Source organism: Polyangium sorediatum (assembly GCF_029946465.1).
Classification (GTDB): domain Bacteria; phylum Myxococcota_A; class Polyangia; order Polyangiales; family Polyangiaceae; genus Polyangium; species Polyangium fumosum.
In genome coordinates, this window is the sequence record NZ_JARZHI010000001.1 from 328,356 (window position 1) to 342,022 (window position 13,667).

13 protein-coding genes and 1 tRNA gene are annotated in these 13,667 nt (G+C 67.2%); 7 read left to right on the forward strand and 7 right to left on the reverse strand.

Going from position 1 to position 13,667, the window contains the following annotated elements:
- Nucleotides 1–8: 8 nt before the first annotated feature.
- Entirely contained in the window at nucleotides 9–386 is a 378-nt protein-coding gene (locus QHF89_RS01360) for a hypothetical protein (RefSeq protein WP_136965262.1), read from the forward strand.
- 118 nt (nucleotides 387–504) lie between these two features.
- The gene (locus QHF89_RS01365) at nucleotides 505–2,169 is read left to right on the forward strand and encodes a hypothetical protein (protein ID WP_136965263.1); all 1,665 of its coding nucleotides are present in this window, start codon (nucleotides 505–507) and stop codon (nucleotides 2,167–2,169) included.
- A 12-nt stretch (nucleotides 2,170–2,181) separates the two neighbouring features.
- Here QHF89_RS01365 and QHF89_RS01370 read toward each other — a convergent pair whose 3' ends face one another.
- A complete protein-coding gene (locus tag QHF89_RS01370; protein WP_211365393.1) occupies nucleotides 2,182–3,684 on the reverse strand; it encodes an anthranilate synthase component I family protein in 1,503 nt (500 codons plus the stop codon).
- 102 nt (nucleotides 3,685–3,786) lie between these two features.
- Between QHF89_RS01370 and QHF89_RS01375 the strand changes: the two genes are divergently transcribed.
- The gene (locus QHF89_RS01375) at nucleotides 3,787–4,473 is read left to right on the forward strand and encodes a thioredoxin family protein (protein ID WP_136965265.1); all 687 of its coding nucleotides are present in this window, start codon (nucleotides 3,787–3,789) and stop codon (nucleotides 4,471–4,473) included.
- Here QHF89_RS01375 and QHF89_RS01380 read toward each other — a convergent pair.
- Nucleotides 4,470–5,078, reverse strand: a complete 609-nt coding sequence (locus QHF89_RS01380) for a response regulator (RefSeq protein WP_136930390.1) — start codon at nucleotides 5,076–5,078, stop codon at nucleotides 4,470–4,472. The genes QHF89_RS01375 and QHF89_RS01380 overlap by 4 nt on opposite strands.
- A gap of 399 nt (nucleotides 5,079–5,477) precedes the next feature.
- Here QHF89_RS01380 and QHF89_RS01385 point away from each other — a divergent pair.
- Nucleotides 5,478–5,551 (forward strand) — tRNA-Pro (locus tag QHF89_RS01385).
- A 132-nt stretch (nucleotides 5,552–5,683) separates the two neighbouring features.
- Complete coding sequence (locus tag QHF89_RS01390) at nucleotides 5,684–6,865, forward strand: 3-dehydroquinate synthase family protein (RefSeq protein WP_136965266.1); 1,182 nt, start codon at nucleotides 5,684–5,686, stop codon at nucleotides 6,863–6,865.
- A 22-nt stretch (nucleotides 6,866–6,887) separates the two neighbouring features.
- On the opposite strand, the gene QHF89_RS01395 is transcribed toward QHF89_RS01390, so the two are convergent.
- The 3 genes from QHF89_RS01395 to QHF89_RS01405 form a co-directional block, all read right to left on the reverse strand.
- Nucleotides 6,888–8,129 carry a DNA cytosine methyltransferase gene (locus QHF89_RS01395; protein ID WP_136965267.1) on the reverse strand — a complete coding sequence of 414 codons (1,242 nt, stop codon included), beginning with the start codon at nucleotides 8,127–8,129 and terminating at the stop codon, nucleotides 6,888–6,890.
- 44 nt (nucleotides 8,130–8,173) lie between these two features.
- Complete coding sequence (locus QHF89_RS01400) at nucleotides 8,174–9,187, reverse strand: hypothetical protein (RefSeq protein ID WP_136965268.1); 1,014 nt, start codon at nucleotides 9,185–9,187, stop codon at nucleotides 8,174–8,176.
- A 341-nt stretch (nucleotides 9,188–9,528) separates the two neighbouring features.
- Nucleotides 9,529–10,023, reverse strand: coding sequence for a hypothetical protein (locus tag QHF89_RS01405; protein WP_136965269.1), 495 nt, complete (start codon nucleotides 10,021–10,023; stop codon nucleotides 9,529–9,531).
- Between the two features lie 497 nt (nucleotides 10,024–10,520).
- On the opposite strand from QHF89_RS01405, the gene QHF89_RS01410 reads away from it, so the two are divergent.
- The gene (locus QHF89_RS01410; RefSeq protein ID WP_136965270.1) at nucleotides 10,521–11,042 is read left to right on the forward strand and encodes a hypothetical protein; all 522 of its coding nucleotides are present in this window, start codon (nucleotides 10,521–10,523) and stop codon (nucleotides 11,040–11,042) included.
- 15 nt (nucleotides 11,043–11,057) lie between these two features.
- Here the strand turns inward: QHF89_RS01410 and QHF89_RS01415 are convergent, their stop codons facing one another.
- On the reverse strand, nucleotides 11,058–11,414 hold the full coding sequence (locus QHF89_RS01415; protein WP_136965271.1) for a hypothetical protein: 357 nt from the start codon (nucleotides 11,412–11,414) through the stop codon (nucleotides 11,058–11,060).
- Between the two features lie 308 nt (nucleotides 11,415–11,722).
- Nucleotides 11,723–12,202, reverse strand: coding sequence for a hypothetical protein (locus QHF89_RS01420; RefSeq protein ID WP_136965272.1), 480 nt, complete (start codon nucleotides 12,200–12,202; stop codon nucleotides 11,723–11,725).
- 362 nt (nucleotides 12,203–12,564) lie between these two features.
- On the opposite strand from QHF89_RS01420, the gene QHF89_RS01425 reads away from it, so the two are divergent.
- Nucleotides 12,565–13,656 carry a hypothetical protein gene (locus QHF89_RS01425; protein ID WP_136965273.1) on the forward strand — a complete coding sequence of 364 codons (1,092 nt, stop codon included), beginning with the start codon at nucleotides 12,565–12,567 and terminating at the stop codon, nucleotides 13,654–13,656.
- The last annotated feature ends 11 nt before the right edge of the window (nucleotides 13,657–13,667 follow it).

The following is a 13,667-nucleotide window of genomic DNA, read 5'->3' on the forward strand; positions in this document are numbered from 1 at the left end:
GCGCCATCATGGAAGAAGTCAAGACGAGGCCAGCGGGCGTCATCGCGGTGGCCGTGCTGATGGCGCTCAGCGGTGTGCTCACGGTTCTCTCCAGCATCCCGGCCGTCACGGGGACGGCGCTGCCGCCTTGGGCGATCGCGCTCGATGTCGCGGTCGGGCTCGCCATGTTCGCCGTCGCGTGGGGGCTCTTCATGCTGCGGGCCTGGGCGTGGGTCGTGACGCTCGGCGTCCAGGCGGTCAACGCCCTCTTCGCGATCATCGCCGTCGCGTCGGCGCCGGCCGCCTGGCCGATCTGGCTCGCCATTGCGATTGCAGCGGTGGTGATCTTTTATTTGACGCGCCGGAACGTCCGATGGGCCTTCGGGGTGGGCGCACACCCCGCCTGATCTCCCCTCCGGACTTTCCGAAAATGACTGTCGACCCACCACGACAGGTGTACGCTCGGCTCTTCTGCGAATCGACCATCGACGTGATTGTCGATGGGGCGCCCGCAGGGAGGTCCGAATGCGCGCTTTTCATTCCCCCGCTTCCATTCCTGTTCTCCTGCTCGCCACCGCTTGTGGCTTCGCCGGTTGCGGCGCGGAGCCCGGAGATCCGACCCCGCAGACGAATCCCCTCGTCCCGGGCCCGCCGCCCGCGATCGTCGGCCCGCCCGAGGACGAAGTCTGCGACGGCATGGACAACGACCACGACGGCGAGGTCGATGAGGACGATCCGTCGTACGGCCTCGCTTGTGACACCGGCCAGCCCGGCATTTGCGCCGCCGGCACGCTCACCTGCGGCTACTATGCCGAGCTCGAATGCGTGCCCGATCAGGTGCCGCAGGTCGAGGATTGCAGCACGCCCGAGGACGAGGATTGTGACGGCTTCGGCGGCTGCCCCGGCGGCATGCACGTCTGGAGCCGCGGGCTCCTCGGCGTAGGAGGGCAGACCTACGGGGCCGTCGCGACCGACGGCTCGAACAACATTTTCGTCGGCCTCGGCGCGAACGGCAGCGTCGATTTCGGCAGCGGCCCGATCCCCATCACGGGCGGGATGGCCGTGGTCAAATACGACGCGGCGGGCTCGCACGCCTGGATGAAGCCCCTCTGCCCGAACCTCGCCGGCACCAGCGGCGGGACCGTATACTCCGTCGCGACGGACGCGGCGGGCAACGTGCTCGCCGCCGGCATCTTCAGCGGCACCTGTGATTTCGGCACCGGACCCATGACGGTCACGGGGCTCGGCTCCTTCGTCGTGAAGCTCGACGCCGCGGGCAATACGCTCTGGGCGCGGCCCTTCACAGGGGGCACGCACGGCGGCAGCGTCGCCGTGGATGCGACGGGCAATGTCTACTACGCGAGCTACAGCAACGCGCCCTTCGACTTCGGCGCGGGCGCGCTCACCGGCGCCGATGACGACATTGTCCTCGGGAAATTCGACGCGTCGGGCAACCTCGTCTGGGGCAAGCGGTTCGTCGCGACGAAATCGCAGAGATCCCCGGTGATCGACGTCGACGCCGCGGGCCATGTCATCCTCGGCTTCACCTACAACAGCTCGGCCAATGTGGGCACGGGTGCCTTCCCTGCTTCGGGCGCCGAGATCCTCCTCGCGCAGATCGACCCAACAGGCAATGCGGTATGGGCGAAGAGCCTCGGCGGCCCGTACGACCAGCTCCTGTCCTCGATCCGCGTCGCTCCGAGCGGCGACCTCGTCCTCGGCGGCTACTTCTACTACCGCGCGAACTTCGGCGGGCCGACGCTCACCGGCATCGACAACCTCGACGGGTTCGTCGCCAAATTCAGCCCGACGGGCAACCACGTCTGGACCAAAGGCCTCGTCGGTCCGAACTATCAGGAGCAGGTGCTGCTCGACGTCGACGCCTCCGGCAACATCAGCGTCGCCGGCAACTACCAGGGCAGCGTCGATCTCGGCCTCGGCTACGTCCCCGGCTCCTCCACGACGACGTACGACGTCTTCGCCGCGAAGCTCGATCCTTCGGGCGCGACGCTCTGGGCCGGGCATTTCGGCGACAGCGGCGATCAGCGGCTCGGCGGCCTCGCCGTCGACACCGCCGGGAACACGATCCTCGCGGGCGCGCTCTACGGCGGTTCGATCGACTTCGGCGGCGGGCCGCTGAATGCGTACCTCACGAACGGCGACGGCTTCCTCGCGAAGCTCTCGCCCTGATCGGAGGCGGGCTCAGCTCGCCGCGCCCGGCTCGCCCGATCCCGCCCCACCTTCCTCGTTTGCCTTGGCTGCGGCCTCCGCCTCGGCCTTCTTCCGCTCCGCCTCCTCGCGCCGCTTCTGCATCGCCGCGGCTTCCGCCTCGCGCCGCTCGACCGCGTCCTGCGCGCTCCGGATCGCCGCCAGCGCCGCGCGCGCCTTGATCCGCGTCTCCTCGGCCTCGCGCAGCGGATCGCTGTCGGCCACGATCCCCGCGCCCGCCGTCACCTCGAAATCCGCGCCGCGCGCGATCACCGTGCGGATCGGGATCGCGAAGTCGACCGTTCCATCCGGCAATACGTACCCGATCGCGCCGCCGTACACGCCGCGCGGGCCCGGTTCGAGCTGCCGGATGATCTGCATCGCCCGCACCTTCGGCGCGCCCGAGAGCGTGCCTGCCGGCATCGCCGCGCGCACCGCGTCGATCGGCGATTTGTCCTCCGCGAGCGTCCCTTCCACCTCGCTCACGAGGTGCATCACGTGCGAGAAGCGCTGCACCTTCATCTCGCTCGTCACCGTCACCGACCCCGGCGCGGCCACACGACCCACGTCGTTCCGCGCGAGATCCACGAGCATCACGTGCTCGGCGCGCTCCTTCGGATCGGCCACGAGCTCGCGCTCGAGCGCCTCGTCCTCCTCCTGCGTCGCCCCGCGCTTGCGCGTCCCCGCGATCGGCCGAAGCGTCACCTTTCCGCCCGACACGCGCACCATCGTCTCCGGCGACGCGCCTGCGATCGCCATCCCCTCGGCGAACGGCGTCTCCGCGAAGTCCAGGAAGAACAGGTACGGCGAGGGCGAGAGCACCCGCAGCGCGCGGTACACGTCGAACGCATCCGCGTTCCGCATCGGCGCACGGAACGTACGCGCGAGGACGATCTGCAAGCAATCGCCCGCCTCGATGTACTGCTTCGCCTTCGCGACCTTCGCCGCGTAGGTGTCGTCGTCGATGTTCGGCTCGGCGAACAGCGCTTCCAGCGTCGGGTCCGGCGAGGGCAGCGGATCGAGCTCGGGCCCGTGCGTCATTTCCCACGCGCACCGATCGATCGCGCCCTTCGATCGCCCTGCGATCGTGAGCATCTGCGTGAGGTTGTCGAACACGACCACCGTGCAGTCGCGCATGAGCCGCCCGCTCATGCCCTCGTTTGGCCACGGCTTGATGCCGTTCGCCACGTTCGCCGCGTCGTAGACCAGGTAGCCGACGAGCGCCTGCGAGAAGCGCGCGGCGAGGCCCTCGGCGTTCTCCAGCTCGGACGCGTCGCTGGCGAGCAGCTCGAGCGCGTTCGCGCCGGGCGGATAGGCGTGCTCGGTGCGCGCGCGGTAGCCGAGGATCGAGTAGCGCCCCCAGCGCTCGCCGGGCAGCACGGATTCGAGCAGGAATGACGAACGACCGGCGGATTGCGCCCGGAGCGCGTTGTACGCGCGGACAGGCGTGACGTGATCGGCGGCGAGGGTGCGGGTCAGGATCTGGCTCTGGCTCACGCGCGAGAGCCTACACCGAGCGAGCATGCCTTGCCGCGTGGATTCAGGCCTACGCCGTGGCCTTGCTCGGGTGTGACCGGGGCGGCATCGTGAGATCTTCCGATGCGCACCTCGCTGAAACACCTGTTCACGTCGTCCGTGTTCGTCCTGCTCACGGCGTGCGGCGGCGCGCGCTCCTATCCGAAGGACGCGCGCACCGTCGTCGTCTCGCTCGACAAGATCGACTGCAGCGACTGCGGCGACGGGATCGTCGCGGACTTGCGCGAGCGCCCGGGCGTCTACGACGCTCGGTTCGATCGCCGCAACGCGGAGGTCGTGGTCGTGGCTTCGCCCGGCTTCGACGTCTTCACCGCGGTGCGCAAGCTCGCCGCCGAGGACGGGTTCGAGGCGATCCTCGGGGCGGGCAAGGGCCGCTACCTCGATCATGTCCCGTTCCCCGAGGGCGCGGACGTGCACACGGTCGTGGAGGGCGGAAGGGACGTCCCGGACCTCGCGCCGCACCTCGCGAGCGGCAAGGTCACGGTCGTCGACTTCTCGGCCACGTGGTGCGGCCCGTGCCGCAAGGTGGACGAGCACATGGTGAAGGTGCTCGGCGCGCGCAAAGACGTCGCGTATCGACGGCTCGACGTGGGGGACTGGGACACGCCGCTCGCGAAGCGCTACCTCGCGAACGTGCCCCAGCTTCCGTACGTCGTCGTGTACGACAAGCGCGGCGCTGCGGTCGACCGCATCGCTGGCGTGGACATCGCGCGGATCGACCGCGCGATCGAGAAGGGCTCTTTGCCCTAGTACTGGCCGAAGAGGTCCTGGATGCGGGACTCCAGGGCGACCGCGATCTTGTAGAGCGACGAGATCGACGCGCTCGACTCGGCGCGCTCGATCTGCGAGAGCAGCGACACGCTGAGGCCCGTGCGGCGAGCCATCTGCTTCAGCGTCAGATCCTTCTCCTTGCGGAGGTTGCGGATCGTGTCGCCGATGACGCGGTGCAGTTGCTCTTCGGGGGTGCGCGCCAGGCCCTTCTTGCGCATGACGCGGGCGAGCACCTCGCGGAACTCGTCCACGTTGAAGGGCTTCTTGATGTAGTCGACGGCGTCGAGCTTCATCGATTGCACGGCGCTCTCCAGGTTCGGGAAGCCCGTGAAGATGACGACCGCGATGTCGGTGTCGACCTTGCGGATGCGCTTGAGCACCTCGATGCCGTCGAGCTTGGGCATCATCAGATCGAGGATGATGAGGTGATACCCGCCGGTGCGGACCTCCTCCTCCACGGCCGAGGGATCCACCAGCGTCTTGACTTGGTACCCATCCCGTTCGAGCAGCGTCTGCATGTAGTCGCAGATGGCTCGGTCATCGTCCACGATCAGGATGCGAACTGCCGGAAGCTCGATTGCCACCTTGTCCTCCTATTCGCGGCCACATCGACCGGGGGTTTGGGGGCACAGCCCCCAAACGTTAAAAAAGCTCACGTCGACGCCCGAGGGGTTCCCCCGGACCGCCGGGCTTCTCCCTCGAACCCCCCCCTGGAGTCGCCGCAGGTTCGGCCTGGGGGGAGCTCTGAGCGCCCCCAGGTCTCGTCTCGATTCCAGTAGCACTTTAACACGAGCCCGTCCGCTCTGGGATCGACTTTTTTACTTGCGTTTCAAGATTTTTACAGTCAGGCGACGTCCCCGGCGGACGTGAGGGCGCCCAGGGCGATGGCGCCTCGGATGAAATCTCTGCTCGTCAGGACTTGACAGAAGCGTCCGCTGCGAGCATGGTCCGCCCCCACGTCGGTGGCGAAAGCCCGCGGCGTACGGGGCGTAGCGCAGCCTGGTAGCGCACTCGGTTCGGGACCGAGGAGTCGGAGGTTCAAATCCTCTCGCCCCGACAAGACAGACACGAGACCCGAAAGCAGTCCCCGGTAGGCGCCGCCTCCCGGGGATTGTTCGTTTGTGCTCACGATCGCGTTCGACCGGTCGGTACGCCGCATGCAGGCGTGCTCACCTCTGGAGAGCGCGTTGTGATTGTCCACGTCAGAGCCTCGGCATCGCCGTTCGAGTACCCGGTCTGCTTCACGAGCGACGTGTTCTCGCCGATGAACCGTGACTTGCGTCACCTCATCGTCCAGCGCGAGCCCGACGTCCGTCACCGCATCGCGGCCATCGTCGACCGGGGTGCGCTCGCTGCCCAGCCCGAGCTGAATTTGCACATCGAGCGGTATGCCCGGTGTCACACCGACGCGCTGGATCTCGTGGCTCCGCCGATCGTTCAGGGCGGGGGCGAGCGCGTGAAGGACGACGCGGCGCTTCCGTCGCGCCTGCAGGCGTACTTCCACGCCCTGGAGCTCGACCGACGCTCGATCTTGCTCGTCGTGGGCGGCGCGTCGCTGCTCGACCTCGTGGGCTTCGCCGCGTCGACGATGCAGAGCGCGCCGCGGGTCGTCCGCGTGCCCACGACGACGCTCGCGCAGGCCGGCCCCGCGGTCTTGCCGAAGAGCGCGATCAACGCGTTCGGCACGAAGGACTTCTTGTGCACGTTCCGCGCGCCCTGCGCGGTCGTGTGCGACCGGCGCTTCGTCGAGACGCAGAAGACGCGCGAAAAGGTCTTCGGCCTCGTCCAGGCCGTACGCGCTGCGCTCCTGTGGGACGAGGGGCTCGTCGACTGGATCGTCTCGCACGCGCACCGGCTCGTCTCGGGGGAGCGCGACGCCGTCGCGGAGCTCCTGCAGCAGAGCGCCACCTTGCACGCGAACCTCGCGGCCACGGTGCCGAACGAGGACATCTACGGCCCCGAGGGGCCGCTCGCGTTCGGCGCGTGGGCGGCCGACCGGATCGAGCTCCACACGGAGCGCCGCATCCGCCAGGGCGAAGCGCTCGCGGTGGGCATCGCGCTCGACACGACGCTCGGCGCGCTGCACGGGACGAACACGGAGGCGGAGCGCGAGTCGATCCACCGCCTGCTCGAGCGGCTCGGGCTGCGCCTGTGGCACGACGCGCTCGGCAACGTCGATTCGGAGGGGCGGCTCTTGCTGCTCGACGGGTTGTCGGAGCGATCCTTTGGCCGGCCGCCGCATGTGCCGCTTCTGAACGGCATTGGCCATGGCGTGATTGCGCACGAGCTACGCGAGGACCTCCTGCGCGAGGCCATCACGCGGCTCGCGTATCGGGACGCGCATCGGGCGCACGCGTTTGCATTGGCGTGAGGTGACAAGGAGGGCGGCGGCGCTATTGCGCCTCTTCCGCCCATGCGACGGCTCTGTGGCCTTTTCCCGTGCCCGGATGCGCGTGGTGGACGCCGCGTAGGGAGCGGTACTCCTGCGGGACCGGACGCACGGGTTCGGGCGGTGGGACGGGCGTTCGGATCGGCGGCATCAGGTGGAGCGGCTCGCGACTTCGGGCATCGCCGAGGAGTTGTGTCCGCACAGCGCGACCAAGGATCTCGGCCAGAAGCGACGGGACCGCGTTTCCAACCTGCCGTTGAATGGCGCGGTCGTTCCCCTGGATGTGTACGTCATCCGGGAATGTCTGCAGGCGGCAAAGTTCGCGCATGGAGAGACGTCGGTTTGCCCAGTGGAATGGACCTGTGCCAGGCCCCGGCTGCGCCTGGATCGTCCATGAGGGCCGGTCCTTCGCGAGCTTCAGGAGAAAAGACCAGAAGCGACGGCGCCAACCGAAGAGTGGCATTCCGCCGCCGCGGTCCGTGTGCCAGAGGTAGTTTTCTCCCTCGGGAATCGAAGGAAGCAGGCGCGCCCACTTCCCCCTCATCTCCAGCTCCTCGCTAGGGTCCACCCGCAAATCCCCGAGCGCATCCCATGCAGTCCGATAGGGCGGCAGAGCAAGGAGGGATGTCTGCTGTGCCGTTTCGTTCTTCGGGGCGTGGGTCGGAGATGGGAAAGAGAAAGGTTGTCCTTCGCGCGAGGCTATCAGAAACAGACGGTAGCGGAGCTGCGGGACCCCGAAATCAGCGGCGCACAGAACGCGGAAGGAGGGGATATAGTGGACCTTCTGTCGCCGGTTGATCTGCTCGATCATGTCGAGCACGAGCGTGAGGCCCTCGTTCTTCTCCGTGTACGCAAGGCCCTCGACGTTCTCCAGCACGAACGCGCGGGGAAGGGCCTCCTCGACGACACGCATGTAGGCGCCAAGCGTTCCTGCGCGTGGATCCTCAAGTCGCTTGGTGTCGCCACGCGCCCAGTATCCGGACTTCGAGAACGGTTGACATGGAGGACCCCCGATCACCAGGTCCAGCTTGCCCCGCTTCGTGCGAGCTGCGGCGAGCATGTCGCCGGTGGGCACATCGAAGATGCTCTTCTCGATGACCGGGAAGGTGCGGTTCGCGCGGAGCGTGTCGCAACAGTCGTGATCCATCTCGACGGCAACGCCCGTGCGAAACCCCGCCTCCTCGAACCCGTAGTCGAGTCCGCCAGCACCGGAGTAGAGGCTGATGAGAACCGGTTTGCGGTCCATCGGGCAGGTCGAGTACCACGCGGGTCGTCCGGCGGGTAGTCCTGTTAGCCTGCGAGATGAAGAACCTGGTGTACGTCGGCCGACCAGCGGTCGTCGATCCGTACGTTGCTCGCGAGTTTGCCCACGCAAGTTGCGTGCGGATCGAGCGTCTTGGGGAGCGCGAACTTGAATGTCCACTCCTCCGTCACCGCATGGAGGCATGCCGCGACGATGTCGAAGTCGTGCGGCGAGTAGTATCGCGAGCATGGATCGGCCTTCGCGGCACGGGTGCGCTGAAAGTCAAGGCGAGCCAGCCCGTCCCGAGAGCGCTGTCGTAGAACGTTTTTGCATTGGATGCCGATAGGACGGCCGCCGTCGAGTCGGATGGACACGTCGACCTCACCGTCCCCCGGCACGCGATGTACGTCCGTTGCGCCTGGGAGCCTGGCAAGAACGCGGACCAGGTGCTCCTCCGCAACGGAGCCCCGCACGGCTTTTTTAACGTAGGGCGTGGACGCGATCAGGTCGAGCACCTCGGACTCGGTCATGGCGAACTCGTGAGAGAGCGTGTGTAGGCGTTCAGCCGACGGGACCGCAGACCGCGTGGCCTGACCGCCGCCTCGCGTATTGCGCGGAACGAGCAGGCGGTCACTTCTATCTGCGAGGAGGTGACGATGGCCTTGGTCTTCGCCGAGCGCCTCGCGCTCGAACAGGATGTACCGGAGGAATGCGGTAGGCTGGCCACCGGCGAGTATCTCGACGGGATCGTCTGCTCCCTGTCGTTCACGCTCCCACGCATGCCAACCGAAGCGCTCGATCGCTGTTGCGTGGGCTTCCTTGAACTCTACCGAGATGAAGAACTTGGTGGGGCTGTGCAGCACGGGATCTGCGCCCACGAAGAACCCTCGCTCGGGGTTGATACCTACGAACAGCGTCGTGTAGAGGCCGAAGGGATCCTGCCAGAGCGGATGGAGTTCACCGTCCTTCGAGCCGTACTTTACCTGGAAACGATGCTCGTCGTCGGGCCGATTTTTCGTGAGCCTGGTGTTCGCAAGGAACGCGTAAGCGATGATGCCCATGCGCTCACCCGTTGGAAGCTCGAATGAGATTCGGAAAGGTGCAGACCGCGGCCCGCTCGTGTGGATGATACGACATCCGCACTGAGCGAGCGCATCCACCATCCATCGGAGCAGGGGTTCTCGGTCTTTGGCCCGCACCTGGTACGTGCGCGGCAGATCGGGGGGAGTCTGCATGGGGCAAAGATAAGCTCTTGTCTCGCCGTCTGGGAACCCTCGAGCCTGCGTTCCCTGATCGTTCGTGGCGACCCGGCAGTTACGTTCGCGCTGGCTTGGTAGGGGAGGGTCGGGTGGGGCGGCGGCGCGTGGAGGGGAACGCGCCGCCGCCCCCCTTCTTGCATCGTTCAGCCGGTGGTGGGCGTGGCCTTGGCCGCCTCGGCGTTCTTGCGACGCGTCTTCGCGGCCTTCTCGGCGATCTGCGCGTTGTACTTGATCGTCTTCTCGAATGCGTTGAGCAGCGCTTTGTCTTCGCCGCGGCGCGCCCTCGACTTCACGGTGTCGACGATCGAGGCGATGTCGTTTTCGCGCTCGTGCACCTTCTTCGCCCGTGACTCCCGGACGACCTCGAGGGCCTTGGCGAGCACGACCTCGTGGATGGCGAGCTTGTCGATCGAGCCATTGGAATCGAGCAGGCGCTGATAGACCTTCGGCAGGATGCCGGCTTCGTCACCGAGCGCCGGCACGCTGGCGGCGAGCTCTGCGAAGACCTCGGTGAGGCCATCTTGCTCGCTGCGGAGGTGGCTCATCGCGCCTGGAGGGAGGTCGACGAGGTCGGCCTCGCAATCCTTGAGGGAGAACTCGAACGGACCGGGATACGGCTTTGCAGCTACATGGGACATCGCGATACCTCTTTTGCAAGGGTTGCGGGAGAACGGGGAACGTAACCAGGGGGATTGCGTCGTCGAGGGGCGGGCGTGATTCAGCACGAATTCGACGACGGGATCGTCGGGGGAGGTCGACGAAGTCGTCGGGCTGGGTCGACGATGTCGTCGGGGGAGGTCGACGATCGCGTGGGGGTTGTCGGTGAGGTCGTCGAGGGAGGTCGACGATTGCGTGGGTGGCGTCGACGAGGTCGAGGGGGCGGGCGGCGATTGCGTTGGGGGGGAGGGGACGAGGATGCTGGGCGGGTCGACGATTGCGTCGGGGGAGGGGGAGGAGGGGGTTGGGCAGGGCGATGCGAACGTCGGGGGGAGCGGCGAATGCGCCGCGCGTGGGTGTCGATTGGGCGTGGCGGGTCGAAGAGGTCGTCGGCGCTCAGGGACACGCGACGGGCCGCTCGCGTTCGCGGACCCGGTGGTGTAGGGTCCACTCCGCGCGCGACGGGAGGGAGCATCACATGAAACGTCATGGAGCCGCGCTCATCGTCATCGCCGCCGTCGCCATCTTGAATCTCGGCTTGGGGCCGCGCGCGGACGACAGGCGTCCGCCAAGCGCAGAGTCTTGCAAGACGGAACTCGGGTTCATCTTCGATTGGTGCGAGAGCCGAGCCCACTGGCCGTGCGGCATCTCTGTCGAAGATGAGGACAGGGCCGCCTGCCAGGCAGGCTGTGTGATGTACCTCTGCCCAGAGCAAATCACCTGCACCGAGCTCGATCCGATATGGTGCGGAACCCCCTGCGAGGATCCGAGCGGCGCCACCTTCTGGCGCAACAGCAACATCTCCGCGGATCGCTGCGATCACCTGATGGGTGATCAGGACGGCAACGGCGAATGGGATTCGCACGAGTTCCGGGCCTGGCGCGATTGCAGGGATGCGGTCATGACGGAGCGATGCCCCGCGTACCCTGCATGGCGCGAGCAGCAGATACAAAAAGCATTCGACGACCTTCTTCAGGAGGAGGCCGGCTCGGCCAAGTAACGCGCCGCTGGTCGCTCACTTCGCGCCCAGCGCGCGACGCGTGGGTGATGCAGGCCGCGCGGGGAGGTCATAGGACCGCGGATCGAAGGCAGCGCGGACCCGCTCGTCCCAGTCCGTATCGACGAGCGCGGGGCAGAGGTGCTCCACCTTGGCCCAATCACATGCCGCGAACGCTTCCAGGTCGAAGGGTTCATCAAGGTTGGCGAGCGTTCTGGAATCGCAGCGCATGGTGGCCATGTCGAGCGTGTACCAGAACGCCGCCCCATGCATGTCGTCGCAGGGCGCGCACCCGACCGGACCCTCGTCCACGCATGCGGCCTCGTCCAGGGACGAGAGGCCATCCCCTTCCCAAAGCTCCTCCCTCGGAACCACCGTCTTCCTCCCAGACGCCCCCATCCCCGGCGTGAGCATGAGAGCGACAGCGACAGCGACGGCCAACCTGTGGAGGCGCTTCATGACGTGCTCCCCTCTTCCTCAGGACACCGACCCCTCCACCACCCGTCGGGCGGACGGGACGAACGTTTGTCCTCGCGCTCGAACTCGAACGAAAACGTTTGTCGCGGTGCTTGACAACGGAGTTTGCCCGCGATAGGACCACCCTCGGAAGCTGGCGCGGAGCCGCTGTTGCACCACTCCCACATTCGCGACACGGCTCCGCGTCGGTTCCCTTGAACTGCCGGTCACTCCTTTCGCTCCCGCATCCGCGCGAACCAATCCGTACCCCTGATCTCCGGGCATTGCCGCCCGACCGCCTCTTTCAAGCACGCATCCCAGACCTCCGGGTCGACCTCGGCGTATCCCACGCCGAGCTCCCCATCGCACCAGGCCGCGGTGCTGAAGAGGTTGCTCCAGAAGAGAGCGCCCCGCATATCGGTGCACGACGCACACCACACGGGATCCCCGCCCGTGCACCTCGTCTGCTCCGGGCAGACGCCCGCCACGCAGCCGGCCTGACACGCCTCCTCGAACGCTTTGGACACGTGCTCGCAGGGGCCATTCGTCCGGCCTCGCTCGCACATCTCGAAGACGACGCGGAGGTCGGTCTCGCAGGTGGTTGCTTGGAGCATCTCCGACTCCGCCCGGCGGGTCATCAGCCCCACGGTGACGACGATGGCGATGGCGATGGCGACGAGGGCGGCCAATGCTCGACGGCGCTTCATGACGTGCTCCCCTCTTCTCGTACGCCGAACCCTACACCACCCGCGCGTGGGCAAGACGAAAATGTTTGTCCTCGGGCTTGACCGTCGCGTTTGTCCGCGGTAGGGGGGCGAGGCCGGCGCGGGGTCGTGTTGGCGGGTGGCCAGGTGGCAGGGCCTCGCGCCGGCTCTTTTTTGTGGGACCCGACGGAAACGTTTGTCCCCGGGCTTGACAACCAAGTTTGTCCGCGGTAAGACGCGTCTCGGAAGCTGGCGCGGAGCCGTTGTCGTTCGAGCCCAGACGGGCGGCACGGCTCCGCGTCGGTTCCCGTTGGACGAACCCCCCTTGCGGATCACCCTTCTTTCCGGGTATCTTGGGGTTCGTCATGATCAACCGGGTTGCCGTCGCCGTTGCATGCGCCGCCCTGACGCTCTCGGGCAACGTCGCCGCCGAGGCGCCGCCGCAGATTGCGTTCGGGCTGGAGTACCAGGTCCACCTCCCGGGGCGCGGTTGTCCGAACGCGGACGAGTTTGCCCTGATCCTCGCGGGCGAGTTCGGATATCTGCTCGTTCGAGCGGACGCGGCGGCCACGCTGCGGGTGGAGACCCGGACGAACGGCAAGGGGATCGAGGCCGAGCTTTCCGCGCCAAACCCGACGGGGGAGGGGGAGTGGCGGCGGGTCGTCACGAGCCCGGACTGCCGGGAGCTCCTTTATGATGCGGCGACCCTGATCCGGATCCGGTTTGGCCCGGGCGGTTGGCAGGGGGAGGAGCCGCCGCCGTGGCTCCTTTCGCCGCCCCGGTTCGAGGTGGAGCGCCCCGAGCTGCGGATGGAGATGCCGGCGGCGTTCCTGGATGCGATGGCGGGGGAGCCGTCGGAGGCGCCGCTGACGCCGTGGGAGGGGACGGCGCCGAGGTGGGTGCAGCGGGCGCCGGCCGAGGAAACGGACAAGCTGCCTTTTCAGATCGAGATGGCCCTGGGTGCCACGGTCATGCCCTACGGAATGCCGCAGGTCGCCATCGGAGGTGGGGGCCTGCTGGGCATTCGGTGGAAGAACCTCGCGTTTGGCATGGATCTTCGGGGCGTGATCACCCCGGTCGCCGGGGTCGGGGATCCAGAGCTGAAGGATGCCCGCGCGTCGCTCTTCACCGTGGGCTTCCTCCCCTGCGTCGGCGTCCGATTCCTCGACGTCTGCGGCGCGATCAACGCCTCGATCATCGGTCTCGATGCGCCGCCGCCCATCGTGGTCAGCGCATCGGACGGCTTCTCGATGGGATTTGGCGGGCGGGTTGTGGGTAGGTACCCGCTCTCGTCGCGCTTTACGCTGTTCGGCTACGGGGATGTGAGCGGGCAGCTAAGGGCCATCACGATCCGGGGCCCGCTCGACGGCGGCTCCACGGACATCGTGACCCACTGGCGATCGCCATACATGCGCGTCGCGCTGGGGCTCGGCGTTGCAGTTTCTTTTATCGAATGAGGAGTATCAGA

Bases quoted from the DNA above. Each gene is read 5' to 3' on its own strand.
- QHF89_RS01360 (WP_136965262.1), top strand. From the start codon at position 9: ATGGAAGAAGTCAAGACGAGGCCAGCGGGCGTCATCGCGGTGGCCGTG.
- QHF89_RS01400 (WP_136965268.1), bottom strand. From the start codon at position 9,187: ATGGGCATCATCGCTTACGCGTTCCTTGCGAACACCAGGCTCACGAAA.
- QHF89_RS01410 (WP_136965270.1), top strand. From the start codon at position 10,521: ATGAAACGTCATGGAGCCGCGCTCATCGTCATCGCCGCCGTCGCCATC.
- QHF89_RS01425 (WP_136965273.1), top strand. From the start codon at position 12,565: ATGATCAACCGGGTTGCCGTCGCCGTTGCATGCGCCGCCCTGACGCTC.
- QHF89_RS01420 (WP_136965272.1), bottom strand. From the start codon at position 12,202: ATGAAGCGCCGTCGAGCATTGGCCGCCCTCGTCGCCATCGCCATCGCC.
- QHF89_RS01375 (WP_136965265.1), top strand. From the start codon at position 3,787: ATGCGCACCTCGCTGAAACACCTGTTCACGTCGTCCGTGTTCGTCCTG.
- QHF89_RS01405 (WP_136965269.1), bottom strand. From the start codon at position 10,023: ATGTCCCATGTAGCTGCAAAGCCGTATCCCGGTCCGTTCGAGTTCTCC.
- QHF89_RS01395 (WP_136965267.1), bottom strand. From the start codon at position 8,129: ATGGACCGCAAACCGGTTCTCATCAGCCTCTACTCCGGTGCTGGCGGA.
- QHF89_RS01365 (WP_136965263.1), top strand. From the start codon at position 505: ATGCGCGCTTTTCATTCCCCCGCTTCCATTCCTGTTCTCCTGCTCGCC.